This is a genomic window from Methylolobus aquaticus, from assembly GCF_054172105.1.
Genome location: NZ_JBSYXP010000016.1, coordinates 60,932 through 78,574, shown reverse-complemented (window position 1 = coordinate 78,574; position 17,643 = coordinate 60,932). Strand labels below are relative to the sequence as shown.

Annotated in this window: 15 protein-coding genes; 8 read left to right on the top strand and 7 right to left on the bottom strand. The window is 59.6% G+C overall.

What is annotated here, in order from left to right; all coding sequences use genetic code 11:
* The first annotated feature begins 429 nt into the window (after window positions 1-429).
* The 5 genes from ACW73L_RS18365 to ACW73L_RS18345 all read left to right on the top strand — a co-directional run bounded on the left by ACW73L_RS18365 (window position 430) and on the right by ACW73L_RS18345 (window position 6,832).
* Window positions 430-1,518 carry a GlxA family transcriptional regulator gene (locus ACW73L_RS18365; protein ID WP_498924030.1) on the top strand — a complete coding sequence of 363 codons (1,089 nt, stop codon included), beginning with the start codon at window positions 430-432 and terminating at the stop codon, window positions 1,516-1,518.
* A gap of 181 nt (window positions 1,519-1,699) precedes the next feature.
* The gene (locus tag ACW73L_RS18360; RefSeq protein WP_498924029.1) at window positions 1,700-2,242 is read left to right on the top strand and encodes an SRPBCC family protein; all 543 of its coding nucleotides are present in this window, start codon (window positions 1,700-1,702) and stop codon (window positions 2,240-2,242) included.
* A gap of 30 nt (window positions 2,243-2,272) precedes the next feature.
* Window positions 2,273-3,235, top strand: coding sequence for a bifunctional 5,10-methylenetetrahydrofolate dehydrogenase/5,10-methenyltetrahydrofolate cyclohydrolase (locus ACW73L_RS18355; RefSeq protein WP_498924028.1), 963 nt, complete (start codon window positions 2,273-2,275; stop codon window positions 3,233-3,235).
* 53 nt (window positions 3,236-3,288) lie between these two features.
* Window positions 3,289-5,103: a hydrogenase maturation protein gene (locus ACW73L_RS18350; RefSeq protein ID WP_498924027.1), complete on the top strand. Its 1,815-nt coding sequence runs from the start codon at window positions 3,289-3,291 to the stop codon at window positions 5,101-5,103.
* A gap of 640 nt (window positions 5,104-5,743) precedes the next feature.
* Window positions 5,744-6,832 carry a GlxA family transcriptional regulator gene (locus tag ACW73L_RS18345; protein ID WP_498924026.1) on the top strand — a complete coding sequence of 363 codons (1,089 nt, stop codon included), beginning with the start codon at window positions 5,744-5,746 and terminating at the stop codon, window positions 6,830-6,832.
* 170 nt (window positions 6,833-7,002) lie between these two features.
* On the opposite strand, the gene ACW73L_RS18340 is transcribed toward ACW73L_RS18345, so the two are convergent.
* The 4 genes from ACW73L_RS18340 to ACW73L_RS18325 all read right to left on the bottom strand — a co-directional run bounded on the left by ACW73L_RS18340 (window position 7,003) and on the right by ACW73L_RS18325 (window position 9,188).
* Window positions 7,003-7,158 carry a hypothetical protein gene (locus ACW73L_RS18340; protein WP_498924025.1) on the bottom strand — a complete coding sequence of 52 codons (156 nt, stop codon included), beginning with the start codon at window positions 7,156-7,158 and terminating at the stop codon, window positions 7,003-7,005.
* A 133-nt stretch (window positions 7,159-7,291) separates the two neighbouring features.
* Window positions 7,292-7,747: a hypothetical protein gene (locus ACW73L_RS18335; protein ID WP_498924024.1), complete on the bottom strand. Its 456-nt coding sequence runs from the start codon at window positions 7,745-7,747 to the stop codon at window positions 7,292-7,294.
* A 253-nt stretch (window positions 7,748-8,000) separates the two neighbouring features.
* Entirely contained in the window at window positions 8,001-8,450 is a 450-nt protein-coding gene (locus tag ACW73L_RS18330; RefSeq protein ID WP_498924023.1) for a cupin domain-containing protein, read from the bottom strand.
* Window positions 8,451-8,483: 33 nt separating this feature from the next.
* Entirely contained in the window at window positions 8,484-9,188 is a 705-nt protein-coding gene (locus ACW73L_RS18325) for an iron-containing redox enzyme family protein (RefSeq protein ID WP_498924022.1), read from the bottom strand.
* 1,288 nt (window positions 9,189-10,476) lie between these two features.
* On the opposite strand from ACW73L_RS18325, the gene ACW73L_RS18320 reads away from it, so the two are divergent.
* Both ACW73L_RS18320 and ACW73L_RS18315 read left to right on the top strand, forming a co-directional pair.
* Window positions 10,477-11,115, top strand: coding sequence for an NAD(P)H-binding protein (locus tag ACW73L_RS18320; protein ID WP_498924021.1), 639 nt, complete (start codon window positions 10,477-10,479; stop codon window positions 11,113-11,115).
* 36 nt (window positions 11,116-11,151) lie between these two features.
* Window positions 11,152-11,529, top strand: a complete 378-nt coding sequence (locus ACW73L_RS18315; protein ID WP_498924020.1) for a DUF4345 domain-containing protein — start codon at window positions 11,152-11,154, stop codon at window positions 11,527-11,529.
* 544 nt (window positions 11,530-12,073) lie between these two features.
* Here ACW73L_RS18315 and ACW73L_RS18310 read toward each other — a convergent pair.
* The 3 genes from ACW73L_RS18310 to trfA all read right to left on the bottom strand — a co-directional run bounded on the left by ACW73L_RS18310 (window position 12,074) and on the right by trfA (window position 16,117).
* Window positions 12,074-14,392: an AAA family ATPase gene (locus tag ACW73L_RS18310; RefSeq protein WP_498924019.1), complete on the bottom strand. Its 2,319-nt coding sequence runs from the start codon at window positions 14,390-14,392 to the stop codon at window positions 12,074-12,076.
* Window positions 14,389-14,610, bottom strand: a complete 222-nt coding sequence (locus tag ACW73L_RS18305; RefSeq protein ID WP_498924018.1) for a hypothetical protein — start codon at window positions 14,608-14,610, stop codon at window positions 14,389-14,391. The genes ACW73L_RS18310 and ACW73L_RS18305 overlap by 4 nt, the downstream gene beginning before the upstream one ends.
* Window positions 14,611-15,322: 712 nt before the next feature.
* Window positions 15,323-16,117, bottom strand: coding sequence for a plasmid replication initiator TrfA (trfA, locus tag ACW73L_RS18300; protein ID WP_498924066.1), 795 nt, complete (start codon window positions 16,115-16,117; stop codon window positions 15,323-15,325).
* A 551-nt stretch (window positions 16,118-16,668) separates the two neighbouring features.
* Between trfA and trbB the strand changes: the two genes are divergently transcribed.
* Window positions 16,669-17,631: a P-type conjugative transfer ATPase TrbB gene (gene trbB / locus ACW73L_RS18295; RefSeq protein WP_498924017.1), complete on the top strand. Its 963-nt coding sequence runs from the start codon at window positions 16,669-16,671 to the stop codon at window positions 17,629-17,631.
* The last annotated feature ends 12 nt before the right edge of the window (window positions 17,632-17,643 follow it).

Genomic DNA, 17,643 nt, shown 5'->3' with positions numbered 1-17,643 from the left:
AGGCTGAGCCGCGCTAACTCAGTTTCCCCGAAAAAACCTGTCACAACCGTCACCGCCCCCCTTTGACGTAACGTCCCTTCCGAAGCCTTTGCTTTCATTGAAATCATAAATCCGCCATGGTTGACGTTCGCATTTAGTCCGGCCTCGCTTCCCTGATCGTGATGGCCAACCGCGACCTCCAACAGGGCTCCGCCACTTACCGCTTATAGCTTTAAGGGCCCGTAGAGCGTGAGCGGACTCCTTGGCTATTTCCACCCTCTGAGCTGAAGTCGAGGGAAAGGTTGGCCGAAATCGAGGGCACTCTGTCATTGTGGAAAGACTCGGGAAGGCACAACCTGGGATCCAGCCCAATACGCCGGGTCTGCGGGAGCCAAGCCAGACTCGCTCGGCGTACTGACGAAAATGACCATGCCGTGTGAGGACTACGCCGTGAGCCAACATGCCATCCCACCAGGTCAAGCGTCGAAACCAACGATTAGATCCATAGGCATCGTCGCGTTCGACGGCGTGGAAATCCTCGATCTGGCCGGACCGATGGAAGGATTCGCCCTGACCAACTTCGGTTTTCAACGCTCCGGCATCGCCAATGAGGCCGTCTATCCGATCAGAATCATCGCCAAAAAGACGGGGCCGGTCACGGCGTCGTGTGGCCTTCGGATTTATGCCGACTGCGCCTACGATGAGTTCACGGATGAGATCGACACCTTGTTGATCCCAGGCGCCCCGGATGTGGCATATGTGCTGTCCGACCCGTCGTTGCGGGCATGGGTTTGCAGCATGTCCGGCTGCGTGAGGCGACTGGTCTCGGTTTGCACCGGCGCCTTCCTGTTGGCCGAAGCCGGTCTCCTTGACGGGCGGCGAGCGACCACCCATTGGGCTTATTGCGAGCGCTTGGCCGCAGATTATCCCAGGGTCGCGGTCGAACCCGATCGCATTTTTTTGCGGGACGGTCCGATCTCCACTTCGGGCGGCATCACGTCAGGCATTGATCTGACGTTGGCCCTGGTCGAGGAAGATTGGGGCCGAGAGCAGGCTTTGCTGCTGGCGCGTTACATGGTCGTCTTCCTCCAACGACCGGGTGGCCAGTCGCAGTTCAGCGGCTACCTGGTCAGCGATGCGACGGCTCATGGCGACGTGCGGGCACTGCAAATGTGGATCATGGAGCATCCCGCCGAAGATCTCTGCAACGACCTGCTTGCCGAACGGATGGCGATGAGTCCCCGCAACTTTGCGCGCATCTTCCAGACGGAGACCGGCATGACGCCGGCCAAGTTCGTCGAAAAGGCCCGGATCGACGCGGCACGCCATTTTCTCGGTATGACCAACGATCGAATCGAAACCGTTGCCGTCATGGCAGGCTTCGGCGATGCCGAACGGATGCGGAGGTCATTCATCCGCAACCTGGGCATCAATCCCCAGGACTACCGCTCGCGATTCGGCCGGAATGAGGCGGAAGCGACACCGACGGTGACCGGCAGGCACGCCGCGACACTCAAGGCCTCGGTCAATTCATTTTGAAGGCCTGACCCGCGCAGCGAAGCATCCAGGAAGAGGCGTCGAAGCGTTCACATCGGTCAGCGACAGGGAGGGCAATCGACGATAACCCGGCGCAACAGTCCAAAGGACTCTGCACCGGTTCAGGGGGTCCGCATCGGGCTCGGACCACCGTTAGCTCACACTGACAGCAGGGGGGTTTGCCATGTTTCCATTCAGCGAAGATGTGCGAGTGGTCGAGCACGCCAGTGTCGTGGTCCATCGGCGCCCTGAAGCGGTCTTCCGCTTCATCGGGGACCAGTTCTTCGCGAACTACCCGCGCTGGTCGGCAGAAGTTCAGGAACTGAAACAGATCAGCCCGGGCCCCGTGCGGGTGGGGACGCGCGCACGGCAGGTCCGCATCGATCTGGGTCACCGCTCCGAATCGGTTTTTGCGGTCACGGTGTTCGAACCCGGTCGCCGCATCTGCTTCGAGGGTGTGTCCTGCCCCTATCGCTGTGACTACCTGATCGAAGAGGCTTCCTCGGACGGGTTGGCGACCCTGCTCTCCTTTACCTTCGAGTTGAAGAAGCTGGAGCTGTACCTGAGACCCTTCTCAGCCTTGATTCACCGCGCCATCCTGGAGGGAGTCGGGCGGACCGTGGGTACTTTGAAGTTTTTGATCGAGGCGGAGGACGATCCTCCGCACCTGATGATGGCGCCTGCTACCAAGGCCATCGGGAGAACCGGGCCGGTCATGCATGCGTAGCGGACTCGGCGTCACAACGGGAGAATCGTAATGAGCGCACAGCTAATCGACGGGAATCGCATTCGAGCCAAGATCCTTCGGCAAATCGAACGCGACGTGGCCAGCCTGAAGGAAAGAAAGCAAGGGGTCCCTGGACTGGCGATCATTCACGTCGGCGATGACCCGGCCAGCATCGCTTACGCGCGCCAAAAAGAACAGGCGGCGCACAGTTTGGGCTATGCCTATCGCGAACATCCTTTCGAGCCCACCGTGACCGAACGCGAGTTGCGGGCGCGGATCAGTGAGCTGAACCGGGATCCGGCCATCCACGGGATTTTGCTGCAGTTGCCGCTCCCGGCCCATTTGAATGCCGATGCATTGGCCGCGGTGATCGATCCGGACAAGGACGTCGAGGGCCGCCATCCGGTGAATGCGGGACGGCTGTTCCAGGGCCTCGCCGGCCTGCGCCCCTGCACGCCACTAGGGGTCATGCGGCTACTTGACGACATTGGCTTCGAACTGGCCGGCAAGCGAGCGGTGATCGTCGGCCGCAGCAACATCGTCGGCAAGCCCATGGCGATGTTGCTGCTGGCTGCCCATGCGACCGCGACGATCTGCCACCGCCGGAGCGATGTGCCCGCAGCCGTCAGCCAGGCCGATCTGGTCGTCGCGGCTGTCGGGGCGCCACGGGCCATAAAAGGGGCGTGGATCAAACACGGTGCCGTGGTGATCGATGTCGGCATCCACCGTATCGACGGCGAGCTGGTTGGTGATGTGGAGTTCGAAGCAGCCGCTAAACGCGCGTCGTTCATCACGCCGGTGCCGGGCGGCGTGGGCGCCGTCACGGTCGCAATGTTGATGCACAACACATTCCTGGCCTGGGCGAATCGGCAATCCAGCGGTTCGGAGCCAGCCCTTGCTTCCTGGACTGAAGCCGGCCCATGGCCCACGCGACCAGCCAGTCCGCCTCTCGCGTTACCCATTCCAGGGGTTGCTGCCGTCGTCGTGGCTTAGTTCATCGCCCCCGGCCACAACACCACAACAATAAATTCAAAGGAGTTCAGATCATGCGCATCCTATTACTCTCGAGCGCCTACAACAGCCTGACGCAACATGCCCATATCGAACTGAAGGCCCTGGGGCATACCCTGGGGGTGGCGGTCGGCACGACCGGCGATGCCATGCGGGACGCCGTACGTCAGTTTCAGCCCGAGTTGGTGCTCTGCCCGATGCTGGCCCAAGTGATTCCCCGTGACATCTGGGAACAGCACACCTGCATTATCCTGCATCCCGGGATCGTCGGGGATCGTGGCGCCAACTCGCTCGACTGGGCGATCCTGAACGAAGAGCAGGAATGGGGTGTCACCGCGGTCCAGGCGGCCGAGCACGTCGATTCAGGCCCTATCTGGGCCACCTACGAATTCAAAATGCGGACGGCCAGCAAGAGTAGCCTGTACCGGGACGAGGTGACGCGCGCGGCGGTCAAGGCCATGCTGGTCGCGGTCCGGCGCTTCGAAAGTGGACTGTTCGTGCCGGCACCGCTGGACTACTCCCGCCCGAATGTGCGGGGCCGCTATCGTCCGTTAGTGAAAGCCGGGGCACGGCAGATCGACTGGACCAGCGATCCGGTCGAAACCATTCTGCGGAAGATCCGCTCCGGCGACGGTGCACCGGGGGTACTGGATGAAATCGGCGGCCTTCCGGTCTATCTGTATGGCGCGCACGAAGAAGGCACGCTGGTCGAAAAGCCGGGTGAGATCATCGCACAGCGCCACGGCGCCGTCTGTCGGGCGGCGGTCGACGGTGCGGTCTGGATCTCACACCTGAAGCAAAAGGGCGCACGTCCGGACGAGTATTTCAAGTTACCCGCTGCGATGGTCTTGGCCAAACAGTTGACGGAAGTTCCTGAAATTCCGGTGCCTATCCACGCCGAAACCCGCAGCGCGACCTTCCGCGACATCTGGTACGAAGAGCGCAACGAGGTCGGCTACGTCAACTTCCGTTTCTACAATGGTGCGATGGGGACCGACCACTGTCGGCGTCTGGACGAGGCCGTGCGGTACGCGCGGCAACGCCCCACCAAAGTCATCGTGCTATTTGGCGGTCAGGATTTCTGGTCCAATGGGGTTCATCTGAACCTGATCGAAGCCGCGCACGACCCCGCAGAAGAGTCATGGGCGAACATCCAGGCGATGGACGACTTCGTACTGAGTCTGCTGACCACAACGGATCATCTCACGATCGCGGCGATGTACGGCAGTGCCGGTGCCGGTGGGGTCATGATGGCCCTGGGCGCGGACCGGGTCTTGGCGCGTGAAGGGATCGTCTTGAACCCACATTACCGGGGCATGGGCGGTTTGTATGGCTCGGAATACTGGACCTATTCGCTGCCGAAGCGGGTCGGCGTCGCCGTTGCGGAACAATTGACGGAGCAGTGTCTGCCCATCAGCGTGCACGAGGCCAAGTCGATCGGGCTGATCGACGACATTGTCATTCAGGACGATCTCGGGAACGGCAGTTTTGGCCGTTTCCAGGATCAAATCGTCCGTATTGCCGAAAACCTGGCATGCAGCACAGATGTGGAGGCCCATCTCAGCCGGAAGCGAGCAGAGCGCGAGGCCGATGAGTCGGTCAAGCCGCTGGAACAATACCGGCTCGAGGAACTGGCGGAAATGAACCGCAACTTCTGGGGTCCGGACCCGAGCTACCATCTGGCGCGGTCTGCCTTCGTCCGCAAGCAGCCGCGTCCTGGGCACCTGAAATGCGCCGTCGCCCTCGAAACCGTTTGCGGGAATCCCCATTGCGACGAAGCCAAGCGGCGGGCCACCAACCGCTGCGCGGTTGCGTCTCGCGGTTGGGCTCAGCATCGGCCGGCGGCCTGACCTCCCGACAAGCGCGGGTTTGCCATCTGCCTCCGGCCATCGGCTCCAAGCCACTCGCGATGAATCGTCGTAACACGCTCTCAAACACTTGGGTGAAGTGCGGCGTCGATCGCTGAGGCCGAGAAGCGTTAGCTCAGAACGTGCACGTGTGAGGCGGCTAACGGGGTGCTGCGGTCGTTTGAATGCCCCGCGTCCTCTTTCGCCGAACGACCGGACCTGGCCGACAGCGGGAGTAGTCGTGGGGGGCTCTTGTCGAGACCCAATCCTGTCGGTCGAGATGCCTGACATCGGATTGCACATTTCACACTGAAGCGGTTATTCGTTCCAGCTAAGGGATGGACCAGTCTTCGGCCGGAAGTTGGTTGAACCAGGAATTGCCGTTCAGTCAGCGTTGTGAATTGCCAGGAGACTCGCATTTTTAGGGGGGCCTGAGCCTGTTCAGATCCGTACTTGCCAATAGGCGTTTAAGTGAATATGGCAGGAATCGAGGCCATCTTGTCTTTGCCAACAATCCTCACCGATATCAAGATATGGGCGGGTGACTCAACTTCACCTCGGTCGATAGCAACCCATATTGCATTGACAGATCGCACTAGTGCTATCGTGTTTGGCAGCCACGTTGAACTGAATAAACTTTCACATGAGCGATTCCACCGTTTCCCATAAGCTAGCCGGCGAGATGAAGGTGCGGCGGATTGTCTTCGTAGCGTTCGACGGAATGGAAATCATCGACCTCACTGGGCCCATGGATGTGTTCGCCTATGCCGATCAGGGTTTGCGACTCATGGGCTTGAGCCAGGAAGCCGTCTATCCGACGCAGGTGCTCGCGAAGCAGCCCGGTCCGGTCTTAACGGGATGCGGCCTTCGCATTCTTGCAGATGGCGCCTATGGCGAGATCCGAGATGACGTCGATACCTTGATCATTCTGGGCACGCCGAACGTTAAAGCCCTGTTCGCCGATCCCTCGCTGCAGGAGTGGGTCCACGCGATGTCAACCCGAGTACGGCGGCTCGTCGCCATCTGCACGGGTACCTTCCTTCTGGCAAAAATCGGTCTTCTTAACGGTCGCGGTGCAACAACCCATTGGGCTTACTGTGACCGACTGGTCAGCGATTATCCTCAGGTTTCCGTTGAACGCGACCGCATCTTTCTCCGCGATGGACCAATTTCAACTTCTGGGGGCGTAACAGCAGGTATCGACCTAGCTTTATCGCTGGTTGAGGAGGATTGGGGCCAAGAGCACGCGTTATGGGTGGCGCGCTTCATGGTGATGTTCATGAAGCGGCCGGGAGGGCAATCCCAGTTCAGCGGCTATCTCATCAGCGAATCAACAAAAAACACAGACTTGCGACAATTGCAGAGGTGGATCATGGACCATCCCTCGGAAGACCTCAGTGTGGAGGCCCTTGCCGCGCGCGTAGCCATGAGTGCCCGCAATTTTGCGCGTGTCTTCCAGGCGGAAACCGGCATGACACCGGCCAAATTCGTCGAGAAAGCGCGGGTTGATGCCGCCCGACATCTAATGGGCGTCACCGACGAACGTATCGAACAAGTGGCGGTCACGGCAGGGTTTGGCGACTCGGAGCGGATGCGGCGGGCATTTATCCGTCATCTGGGAATTAGCCCGAATGACTATCGCTCTCGCTTTGGTCTCCCGAGGGTGAAGCCGACTCCGGTTATTACGCAGCATCGCGAGGCGACAAGACAAGCAGTGCTAAACGCATTCTGAGCTCGCGATTAGCATTCCACTACATTTGACTGGTGCCTGGGTATTGCTGCCACTCGAATGTCCCGCATCGTTCGATTTCGAGCGACTGGAACTGGCCGGGACCAAGCGTAACGGAATGGCTCTTGGCGAACCAATTCGGACCTCACAGAGACCGCTCGGTGATTCGCATTTCATAGACGGACTGACGCGGCTTCGACCTTCACGCGCTCGTCGTGCACCACTCGTCGTTTCAGCCCGACCGCCAAATCCTCACGCGGTAACGGAAACAGCGCTGTCTGCAGTAGCGCGAGAAGTTGCGAAAGCCGCAGCGGCACCGTAGCTGTCATCGTGGGTATCGAAATGAACGTTGTCGAAGACCTTCATTTTCTTGGCGTCCGCTCACGATACCCGCACCGCTCCTGCGCTCCGAGGCCAAAGTCCCGCATTCCACCGCCTTCTGCAATTCCCTCGGGAATATGATTATTGATCCTGTATCAGATCGACCCCTACGGTTAAAGCATTAAGACCGTCACGCGTCATACAATGGACCCACACTCCGTAATCCTTTTTGCCGAGTCCCGATTTATCAAGCAGCACATAATACTCTCCGGGGCCGCCACGCAGATTGATGGCAGGACTGCTGTGACCTAAGTCTTCTCCGTCTTTGGCCACCGGATCAGTAGCACTGTTGGCTCGATTGCCCTTGAACAACTGTGCATTCAATTTCGGACTCTGTTTTGGACCATAATCCGTCACGTAAAGATTGAGGTGGTTTGTGTCACTATCACAGGTGATTTTCCACATATCGGTGGCCCGTTTCTTGGGTCCGAGATGACCGGGCAAAGAAAATTCGGCGAGAACGTTATCTATAGGGACCATTACCACTAAAAAGAGCACGACCATGGCGGTCGATTTAAAGGGTTGGTTCGTTTTCATCGGCGGTCTCCTCGTAGCAACAATGGCACTGAAAGACAAGCATTGGAATGGGCGCTGCCGCCCCATTTGGAATCGAGGACGCGATTGTCTGCCCCATCCCCCAGGCAACCACTTTAATGCCTTTCCTGGCATTAACAAGGCGGCCTTGGTAGTGGTACTGGAGGAGTCTAGGGCCCGCGCCTCAAGGTCACACACGGCCGTTTTGCGATGACACTTCCAGAGGATTCAAGAGGCCGTCAAGAGGTAACCGGACTTAGCCGGCTTCCTCCCGCAGTGCCAGTTGACCGAGATTCTGCAAAAGCGGGGCATTCTCGCAGGCCAGGTAACGCGCGCGCCGCTCCTCGTCCAAGTTGACGTGATGATGCCAAGCCCAGACCGGGATATACACGGCATCGCCCGCCTGCCATTCCACGCGCTTGTCCTCGACCAAGGTATAGCCGCGCCCCTCCAAGACATACAGCAGGGTTTCATAGGTATGCCGGTGGCGATTCGAGGAACCGCCCGGAACTAACTCTCCCAGGGTCATGGCGATGGTCTGCGACGGCAGGTCGACGAAGTACACCGGATGTCTGCGCGTCTCCGAGTAGAGCTCCTGAACACCCCGACCCTCGACATTTCTGTGGATGAGTTTATCGGGAAGCGTGACGGGAACGGTCGGGGGCGTTTTGTCGAAATCGGCAGAATGAAAGCGCTCGTGTGACATGCAGCTGATCCTATGTGGTGGAATAGCAGAATCTCAATGCACGGACAGGGCTTCAAAAAATCGAACCCGCGCTAGCAGGGCTCGTTCCGCGCCATAAAGTAGATCGTGGCAGGCCGCGGGATTGTTCGCCAGTTCTCGGGCGATGATGTCTTGCATGGTGGCGGCATGCTCGTCGTCGCACTGCATGTGGAGGGTGAAAAACTTGAAGTTTTCCCGCGATTCACCCAGTGCCAGAAAACCGTCGACGATCATGGCATACATTCGCGGCACGATTGCTTCCGCGCCGAGACACAGAGCGCCGAGGCCCACCATGAACTTCGGGGACCGGCAGCACCCCAGCATCGTCCCGGCCAACGCCTGGGTCGCTGGGTAGGGGGGCTGGTCGCCATCCAACCCAAGGTGCCGCATCATGTCCAGGTACAGCACCGTGTGCGGTACCGAGCCGGCATCGCCCAGACCCATTTCGTCGAACAGGTTGCCCATCAAGTCCCGCCGATCGTCGTCGTTGGGGATGTTCGCGACCAGCGCTGCCAGATAGCGCGTGAATTGGCGGGAATACCAGCGATGCTGCTGAAGAAAGGCGATGAGTTCCAGGCGAGTGATCGAACCTGAGCGGCACCGGCTCAGGAAGTCGGTTTGAAATAGGCGGTCCAACGCTTTCTCAACGCGCGGCGAGGCCTGGTTGGAGAGTACAGCTGCGCCGAGGGTGGCTTTCGGGGGACCAGAATGCAGTTGCATGGTTGAACCCTCTCAATCGTTGGAAACGGGTAATCGAAGCGGATGCATGCGCCGTGCCTGAATCACCGTGAGCTTATGGCGCCAAACCATCCGCCTGCAATGACAAAAACCCCGCCTTTTCGGACATCCTGCGCTAAGTGCACGGGTGCATGCCGTGGCCCGATCGCCCTGCTGGGTCGCGACTGGTTGTTGGACCACCGCAGGTCGGTCTTGCTGGGCCTCTCGCAATCACAGATTGAGGTCCGATACGGCGCCTTGGTCCGCTACTGGGCCTGTGTGACGCAGGAGACTCATAGATCGGGCCGGTCTTGGGTATCAGTGAAAAATTGGCGGCGCTTTCGGTGGTTCCTTACTTGACAAGACGGGCGCAGGAAGCGCTTGAAACTCTTGTACCTGAAGTAGGCCCTCAGGAAAGCAGCGACCACCGGGGTGGTGGTCGCACTTACGTGACCTTGAGCGACGCGGCTTACGCACCGTGCGGACTTGGCTGACGCTGAACCCGGCTGTCCGCTGTGACCGAAGAGTTCTCGCCCAACGCGAGAGCGCGTGTGACCGCTAGCTGAGTGCTGCGGTCATCTGAATGTCTTTCTACATTGGCGGCCGAACGGCCGGACCTGGCCGGGTCCGGCCTTATGTTCATCCACCGCAAAGCTGACACTTGTTGGCTACACATGGTCGGAATGCCTCCGGTGACTCCAAACGCTCGCCGCTGCTGCCCTAACGCCGCATTGAGTTTGGGACGGCTCCGTTGAGTACATCATGCGCCACCGCGGTCTGACCGAAGAAAACGGCTACAGCGCCCATTTTTGAGGGCGAGCGAAAAAATTAACCTTTCAGTTCGACGGTAGCGCCACGCAATGACAGTGGCTGGGGCGAAGCGATGGACCTCGGGACACGCTCCTCAGTGCGCCTCTCAGTAGCTTATGAGACCATCCTGTTTCACAGGATCGTCGAGGTCGATGAAACTTGGGTTGTCTCGAGCCTTAGGGCCTTCATTCCAGCACCACGCTCAAGACAGCGGGAACCAACGGCCTGATCGCGGCCAGATGCACACATGTGGGCAGGTGGCGCGTTCAGGCCATGTCCTTATTCGGCCAGGAGCAGACTTTCGATTCTTTCGGCCAATGACGATAAAATACTTTCTACGGTACTTGTGTGCACCAAGGGTAGTAACGGTGGAAAAAAACGTTTTTCTTTCAGTATAATGGGCTATTCAATAGGCCAAAGCGATGATATTGAATTGATTTAATATGTTTAGATAATCCCGAATAACGGGAGCTGAAATAACATGACAAGAATCCTCCTATTTGGTGCTACAGGCCAGGTTGGAAAAGAGTTGCTTTCCTATACATTGGAAAACCAGGATGTTTCAAAAGTGGTCGCCCCAACTCGGCGACATCTACCCGAACATCCCAAACTCGAAAACCCCATTGTCGATTTCGATCAATTACCGATGGATGCGCCATGGTGGCAGGTTGACGTTGTTCTCTGTGCCCTGGGTACAACCCTCAGGCAGGCAAAATCACGAGACGGGTTCTACCGGGTAGACCACGACTATGTCGTGACCGCGGCTCGATTGGCGCGTCAGGCCGGTACACAGGTCTTCGGTCTTGTCTCGTCTCTGGGTGCTGATCACTCTTCGAGGTTCTTCTACTTCCAGTCTAAGGGCGAGACCGAGCGGGATATCATGGCGTTGGCATTCCCGTCCCTCGTCGTGATCAGGCCTTCATTATTGATAGGCGGCCCCAGGGCAAATGGCCGCCCGCTGGAAGCAGCAGGGCTGTTCATCGGAAAGCACTTGGCATCTTTGATGCCCCGCCGTTACCGGGCAGTATCAACCAAAGCCGTTGCCAGAACCTTGCTTGAAGCGTGTGTGTATGCTCAACCAGGTTTGAAAATCATCGAGTCGGAATTCATCCGCGGCTGAAAATTTGATTACCTCGTCAAGCCCTGGATAGCTTATATGAATATCAAGAAAGCTTTTCTGACTGTCGCCTTCGCTCTAGTCTCGACTATCGCCCTGCTTTATGGCGTGAGCCCTCAATGGTTCGGGAAAACATTCCTCGGCATTTCGCAAATGGACCCAAATATCGCCCATATCTTGCGAGCGGTCATGGGTCTTTACCTAGCACTAGGTCTTTTTTGGTTGTATGCAGCATTTCACACCCCCTTTCGAAATGTTGGGGTGCTGACCACGGCAATTTTTTCTGGCGGATTGGTCGCGGGCAGAATCCTGAGCTTATTAAATGAGGGGCAACCCGCTCCGCTGCTGATCTTTTATGTCCTCGCTGAGCTGACACTAGCGCCTTTGGCGTACTGGATCTACAAGATCGAGGATTGATGTCGGCCTCCGACTGTCGGCTGTGAGTCGGAGTTCACCGTCGACAGATCAGAAAGCTGCCGTTCTATTCCACCGACGCCCGTAGGGCAGCAATGCATCACACTGCTGACTCACCCGGGCCGGAAGTCGAACGTCAGCACGGGCCGAGATGCTCTCGTCCAGCACGAGCGCACATCTGACCGCTAACTGAGTGCTGCGGTCGTTCGAATGACCTGGCTCATCGGCGGCCGAGCGGCCGGAGTTGGCCGATTGCTGTCGTCGACGCAGCCCCCCTCAAAGCCGGAGACCAGGCTAAAGCAGTCTTTGTACTAACGGTGCCGGTCACCGTTCCGGTCGGGAGTTCGTGCAGAAATCTTCCAAGTCTCTTCAAAGGTGCAAGGCTCTTTGCCCGCGTCGGACGAAAAACGCAAGATCAACTCGGGAGGCGCGATTTTGTGATACGTTCCGTATTTGCCCGTCCCCTATTTGCCGTCAGCACGACAACGAAGCAATCCGTCGACTCATAGTCGATGCGGTGTTCTACAGGTAATTCGAAAGAAGGGTATCACCTGTGGATGACGTTAAGGGTTCTCTCGACGTAGGTTCTTAATTCCCGAGGGTCAGGATCGTCCGCGCCGGCGTGGTGGAAGTCTTTGCTGTAGCCGTTGATGGCGGCCAGCTCATCGCAGAGACGCCAGCAGCTGTGGAGCGGAGTTCCCGCCTCGGCGTCACGGATTTTCCCGATCATGTCGCCAAGCCAGTCGTTTTCCGCCCAAGCAGCGGGGAACTTGAGCCGGAGATAATCTTCGAGGATCACGCGGAGGGTGTCGGCGATGACGCGAAGCTGATCGAGATGAGCCTCCGGGGTGCCCAAAAAGGCCGCGAGTCGATGGTAGTTTCTCTGGTAGGCCTGGTCGGGAGGCAACGGGAGCTGACCGGGTTCCAGTTCAACGCGATCGCCAAAGGGCTTCAGCACAAACGTTCGAGGTCGATTGTCGACGGCTCGCGCGAACTCGAGATCGTGAGAGAGAACGAAGCACTGACGGGCGGTCTGCGCGATTGCCGAGATTCTCTCCAAAGTGCAGCGGCGACGACTCCGGTCTTGATTGTGGTAAGGATCGTCAAAGACCACAACACTATCTGCGAGGTCGGGATCTTGTTCGACCGTGGCCAGGAAGAAGGCCAGGGCGAGTGCGCTGCGGTCACCGCCACTGAGGGTGTTGGCGAGTGATGGACGACCCGGGTCGGCAGCGTCAGCTGGAGTTGAGGCGACCTTGGTGCCGAGGATCTCGATGGCGAGCTGACCCGAAGGCTGCCCTCCGCCAAAGGTGACGTAGTTGCCGTTGTTCGCGCCGCAAACGATACGGAAGTCGACCCCAAAGAGGTTGAGGAGCTCGTTGATTCGTGTGCCGTAGACTTCGAATAGCCGGTTAGTCTGCTCCCGCAACGCGTTGTTGGCGGTCTGCTTGGCGTCCTGAGCGGTCAGTTTGTCCCGGGTAGCTATATCAAAGGCGGTGTAGGCCTCGATGACCTCTTGCTCGTGTCGCTTTTTGCTGAGTTCGAGGTCATTGAGTGTGGTTTGCAGAGGTGCGACGTCGATGGTGGCTGCGTCGGTCTTTTTCTGGGTGAGCGTTTCGTTGATTGCAGCCAGTCCTTCGTTGTAGGTGTTGAGTTCGGTCGTCAGGGAGCCCCATTCGTCCAGTGCTTGTTGCTCTTCCGGGGTGAGCGCGGTGGCTTGGCCGGGTGATGCCTGTTTGCGATCAAGTGCCGTGGTGATGGCGCTGTGCGCACCTTCAAGGATCTGGAGGACAAATGCTTCATTCCGAATCGTGGGGAGGCTGAACTCGTAAGCCGCGGCATCCGCCCACCAGGTGCGTTCTGTCTGGTGGGCCGCAAGGGACTGACGGAGGTGCGTGCGTGCGGTGGGGCCGAAGGCGTGATCGGTCGCATTTCGGGCGTTCGTCCTCAGGCGCTCGTGCTTCTTAAGTTCGCCGGAGAAGAAAGCCTGGTAAGCATGGAGGAGGTCGAGCCCAGTCATGTCCTGCCCGCAATGAGGGCAGGCCGAAGTGGTCTGGGCGCGGTGGCCCTTCCCGATCCATTCGATCGTCAGCCCGTGGGAGGTAGCTGTGAGATGGTCTTTGATCTTCTGTTCGGCAGCCAGTGCCGCGTCGTCGAGGGTGGTCGCGAGGACTTCCGCGAGGTTGGTTGTGAACTCGGCGACGGCAACGGGTTCGAGGGCCGGCCTTTGGCGGATGGCGTCGGCTTTGTTTTTTGTTTGTGTCGCCGTGTTCAGCGCATCGGCTGCGGTGGCAATCGCCTGTTCGGCGTTGTCAGCTTCTGCAATTCCGCGGAAACTCTCGATGCTCTGGCCCTGAGGAATCAGGCGCGTGAGGGCGGCGTTTGCCTGATTAAACTTGATGTTGGCCGCTTTGGCATTCTGATCGGCGGTATCCAGGGCTTGCTGAAGGGCGATTGCTCTGGCCCCGATGACCAAGCCATAGAGATTCCTTCGCTGATCAACGTTGATGTGGTGTCCGACGTAGACGTTTTCGGCGACGAAGCGTTCGTCATAGACGTGAATCTTCGGACTGGCTTCGGCGTTTTGCCACGCGCCGCCCTGAAAGCGAACGGTTTCCGGTCGATTGGCGCCAGCGACGACGACAACAACCTCAGGGGAGTCTGTCGCATCGAGGCGCTTACGCCCGAGGATGTAAGACGCCTCACCTGTTGTCATAGAGCGGAGCACGTCACAGAGCGTGCTTTTGCCCGAGGCATTGTGTGCGTAAATGACGTTTAGCTCTGTGAAATCGCCATCGGCACCGACACGGCAGGTGAGGTTGGTGAAACGACCGGTTCGCTTGAGGATGTTGATGCGTTTGATCATACGACAAGTTTTTCCGATTCCGCGAGAACTACGGCGTCAATGAGCACGAAGGGGGTCTCTCGCCCGCCGGGGACATTGGGGGTCACAGCGGCGAGGTCGTAGGACTTGATGGTGAGGCGGTCGCAGCCTTTCATCTGAGTGTAGAGGAGCTCGGAGCGGACGTCGCGCAGGCAGATGAGATACTCGAGGGGTTTGATGTCGGTGGCGGTGGCGACCATGTCGACGGTGACACGGATAGGAAATTCAAGCGACTCCGCGCATCCAAGGCGGCGTCAGGGCGAGAGGCTAGCGAGAGCCAGAGGGCTGGTCAAGGCTCAAACGAGAGCGGTGCTTACCTCTCTAAAGTGTCGGAACGCGCTTCGGGCGAGGGTTGCACCGTCTGCTGCGAAAGACGGCGGTTACCGCAGGACGCGCTGATCAAACTCGACTTCCGGCTCGGGCTGTTGGAGGAGGTCCCAATCCGACCTCGATTCGGGAGAATCGGCCCAATGGCGGGCGGGATCCACCGCGTCAGTGAAGAACCTGATGATGCTATTTGTTTCCGCTCTGGGTTTCATAGCCGCCAACGTTACTCGAAGAGCCGATGTCTCCTTTGGGTCGAGAGCGCACCGTGGCCAGGTCATAAAGCTGCCGTTCTGGATGAACGAGGGTCGAACGGCAGCAACGCGTCGAGTTGTGCCTTAGAGGATGTGTCAGACGAACTTCGGCACAGTACGAAGACCGGTCTGATAGCAAGGGGGTTCGGGTGGCCGGTTAATGCTGGAAGCGGCCTTCAGGCGCGCGACGAATTGAACCACTGGCGGGCGCCGTATGGCCATGAGCGCCGCCCCAGCAGTGACGGGTTGGGCGATGTTTGCTGATCGCCTGCGTAGGACGAGATCGAGGTAGCGCGGAGACGTGCTGCTGGACCAGCCGTCCTACAGCGCAGGATCAGATGCCGGGGTACCCTGATGGCCGATGGTGCGTGATTGACTGACGAACGCTCACCAGACCCTCCGCGGTGATCTCGAACTGTTGAATGGCGCCAATGTCGACGAGATCCTGCAGTGCGGTCTGCAGGCGGGATTTGAAGTCCCGCAGTTGCTGTGCACCACTGCCAGACCAACGGTGCAGCGTGGTGACCTTGATTGGATAGGGGGCGGTGTGACTCCCCAGGTAGCCATGCAGCCAGAGGGCCAGCGGCTTGCGGCGCAGGGCTTGGCGTTGCCCCCATTCGAGGTGGGTGTAGCCGCTGGCGAAAAGTCGGCACATCTCCTCGGTGGGTTCGACCACGTACATTTGGGTGTCCTCGTCCCGATAGTACCGGAGCAGATGGTCGCCGAAGGTATGGCGGCTCTTGAACGTCACCTCGACCAGCGCACCCCCGAGCCGTGCCAGGGAGTCGGCCAGCCAGGCGTATTGGCTGTTCCCAGTGCCCCGCCCCAGGGCGCGCAATAACTTCCGTGCCTGGAACGCGATCGGAAACCCCGGCAATTGGTTCCGCGCCAGATGGAGGATCTGCAGCCAGACGTCGAGATCGGATTGGTCCAACTGGACGCCTTGCAAACGGATTTCGATATCGCTGGTGGAAGCGAGCAGCGTGCGCTTCTTGAACACGCGTCGTTGACGGCCCTGGACACCGGCGAACAGCGCTGAGCGCAGCAACGCATTGGGCGCACTGCAGACGCTGTCCGGCCATTTTGGGATCGCCAGAGGACGGGCACGTTCGCTTCTGGACTCACTCAGGCGTTGGAGCCGACGCGTGAGTGCATCGGTTTCCGCCGCGGTCTGATCGCTCGGTGGCCTGTCTGAGGAAGCCCCTCCCCCAGGGGACCCGGTGTTGGCTGAGTACGCAGAGTTAAAAGGTTGTTCGTCCATAAGGCCGGAGCCGGCGTAATTGTTTCGAGGCCAGCGTACGGCGCTCGGCGACTTTGCGGGGGCCGAAAGCTCACCACTTTCGCGCTCTTTCTCCGGATTTCCTTTTCGGAGCCCGCCCGCGTCGCTGTTCCGCCTTTATGGCGGTGGACGTCCCCTCGGTGATGCCCGGTCTCCACTCAACCGGTACGTTTTCGGCTTTACGCCCAAAATCCCGAGAAAGCGGCCGATTCTGGTGAGCTTTCGGCCGCACAACGCGCAGCGCTTTCGCGACACTGTCTCCACGCTTTTCGTGGAGACAGACCCTTGCTTCCTGATCCTGAGACAGTCCGATTTCGTTTGACGCGGTGCGCGTTCGCGCGCACCGGGGAGGTCATGTTGTCGGTCCCGCCTCCGACGAGTTCGGCTACGGGAGACTCAGCGTGACGGCCAGCGTCCCGGACATCACCTTGTCCGCCGCCCGCCTGGACGAGAGCCTGCGCCGGCACTTCGGTCCGGCCGTCCTTTCTGCGCTCGCCGACCCCAAAACCACCGACCTGCTGCTTAACCCGGACGGAATCCTCTGGCAGGCCCGGCTCGGGGAACGGATGCAGGCCATCGGCCGGATGAGTGCCGCCCAGGCCGAGATGGCGCTCCGCACCCTCGCCGCGGCGCTCCATACCACCATCACCGCCGAGAAGCCCTGGCTCGAAGGTGTGCTGCTGCTCGATGGCAGCCGCATCGCCGGGCAGATCCCGCCGGTCGTGACCGCGCCGGCCTTTGCGATCCGCAAGCGCGCCGTGGCGGTGTTGACCCTCCATGACTACGTTGCCGCCGGCGTCCTTTCTCCGGCACAACAAACCCTTCTGCTCGACGCCGTCCTTGCCCACCGCAACATCCTCGTAGTCGGCGGCACCGGCAGCGGCAAGACCACGCTGACCAACGCCATCCTGCAAGCCATCGTCGACCACGCGCCGGACGAGCGGCTGTTCATCATCGAGGACACCGGCGAGATCCAGTGCCGGGCGCCGAACAGCGTGGCCTATGTCGCCACCGCCGATTTCAGTCTGACGCGAGCCGTCCGCACCGCGATGCGCATGAACCCGGACCGCATCATCGTCGGTGAGGTCCGGGGACCGGAAGCCCTGGACCTGCTGCTGGCCTGGAACTCGGGCCACAGCGGCGGCGTCGCCACGCTGCATGCCGACCACGCCCGTGGCGGGCTGACCAAGCTCGCGCTCTATGTCACCCAGCATCCGCATGCGCCCGCCGTCGTCGAGCCGCTGATCGGCGAGGCGGTGCATGTCGTCGTGCACATCGCGTTGACCCCAAACGGCCGACGCGTCACCGAGATCCTCCGCCTGAGCGGCTACCGCGACGGCCAGTACCTGTTTCTTCCCACCTGACCCGAGGTCGTT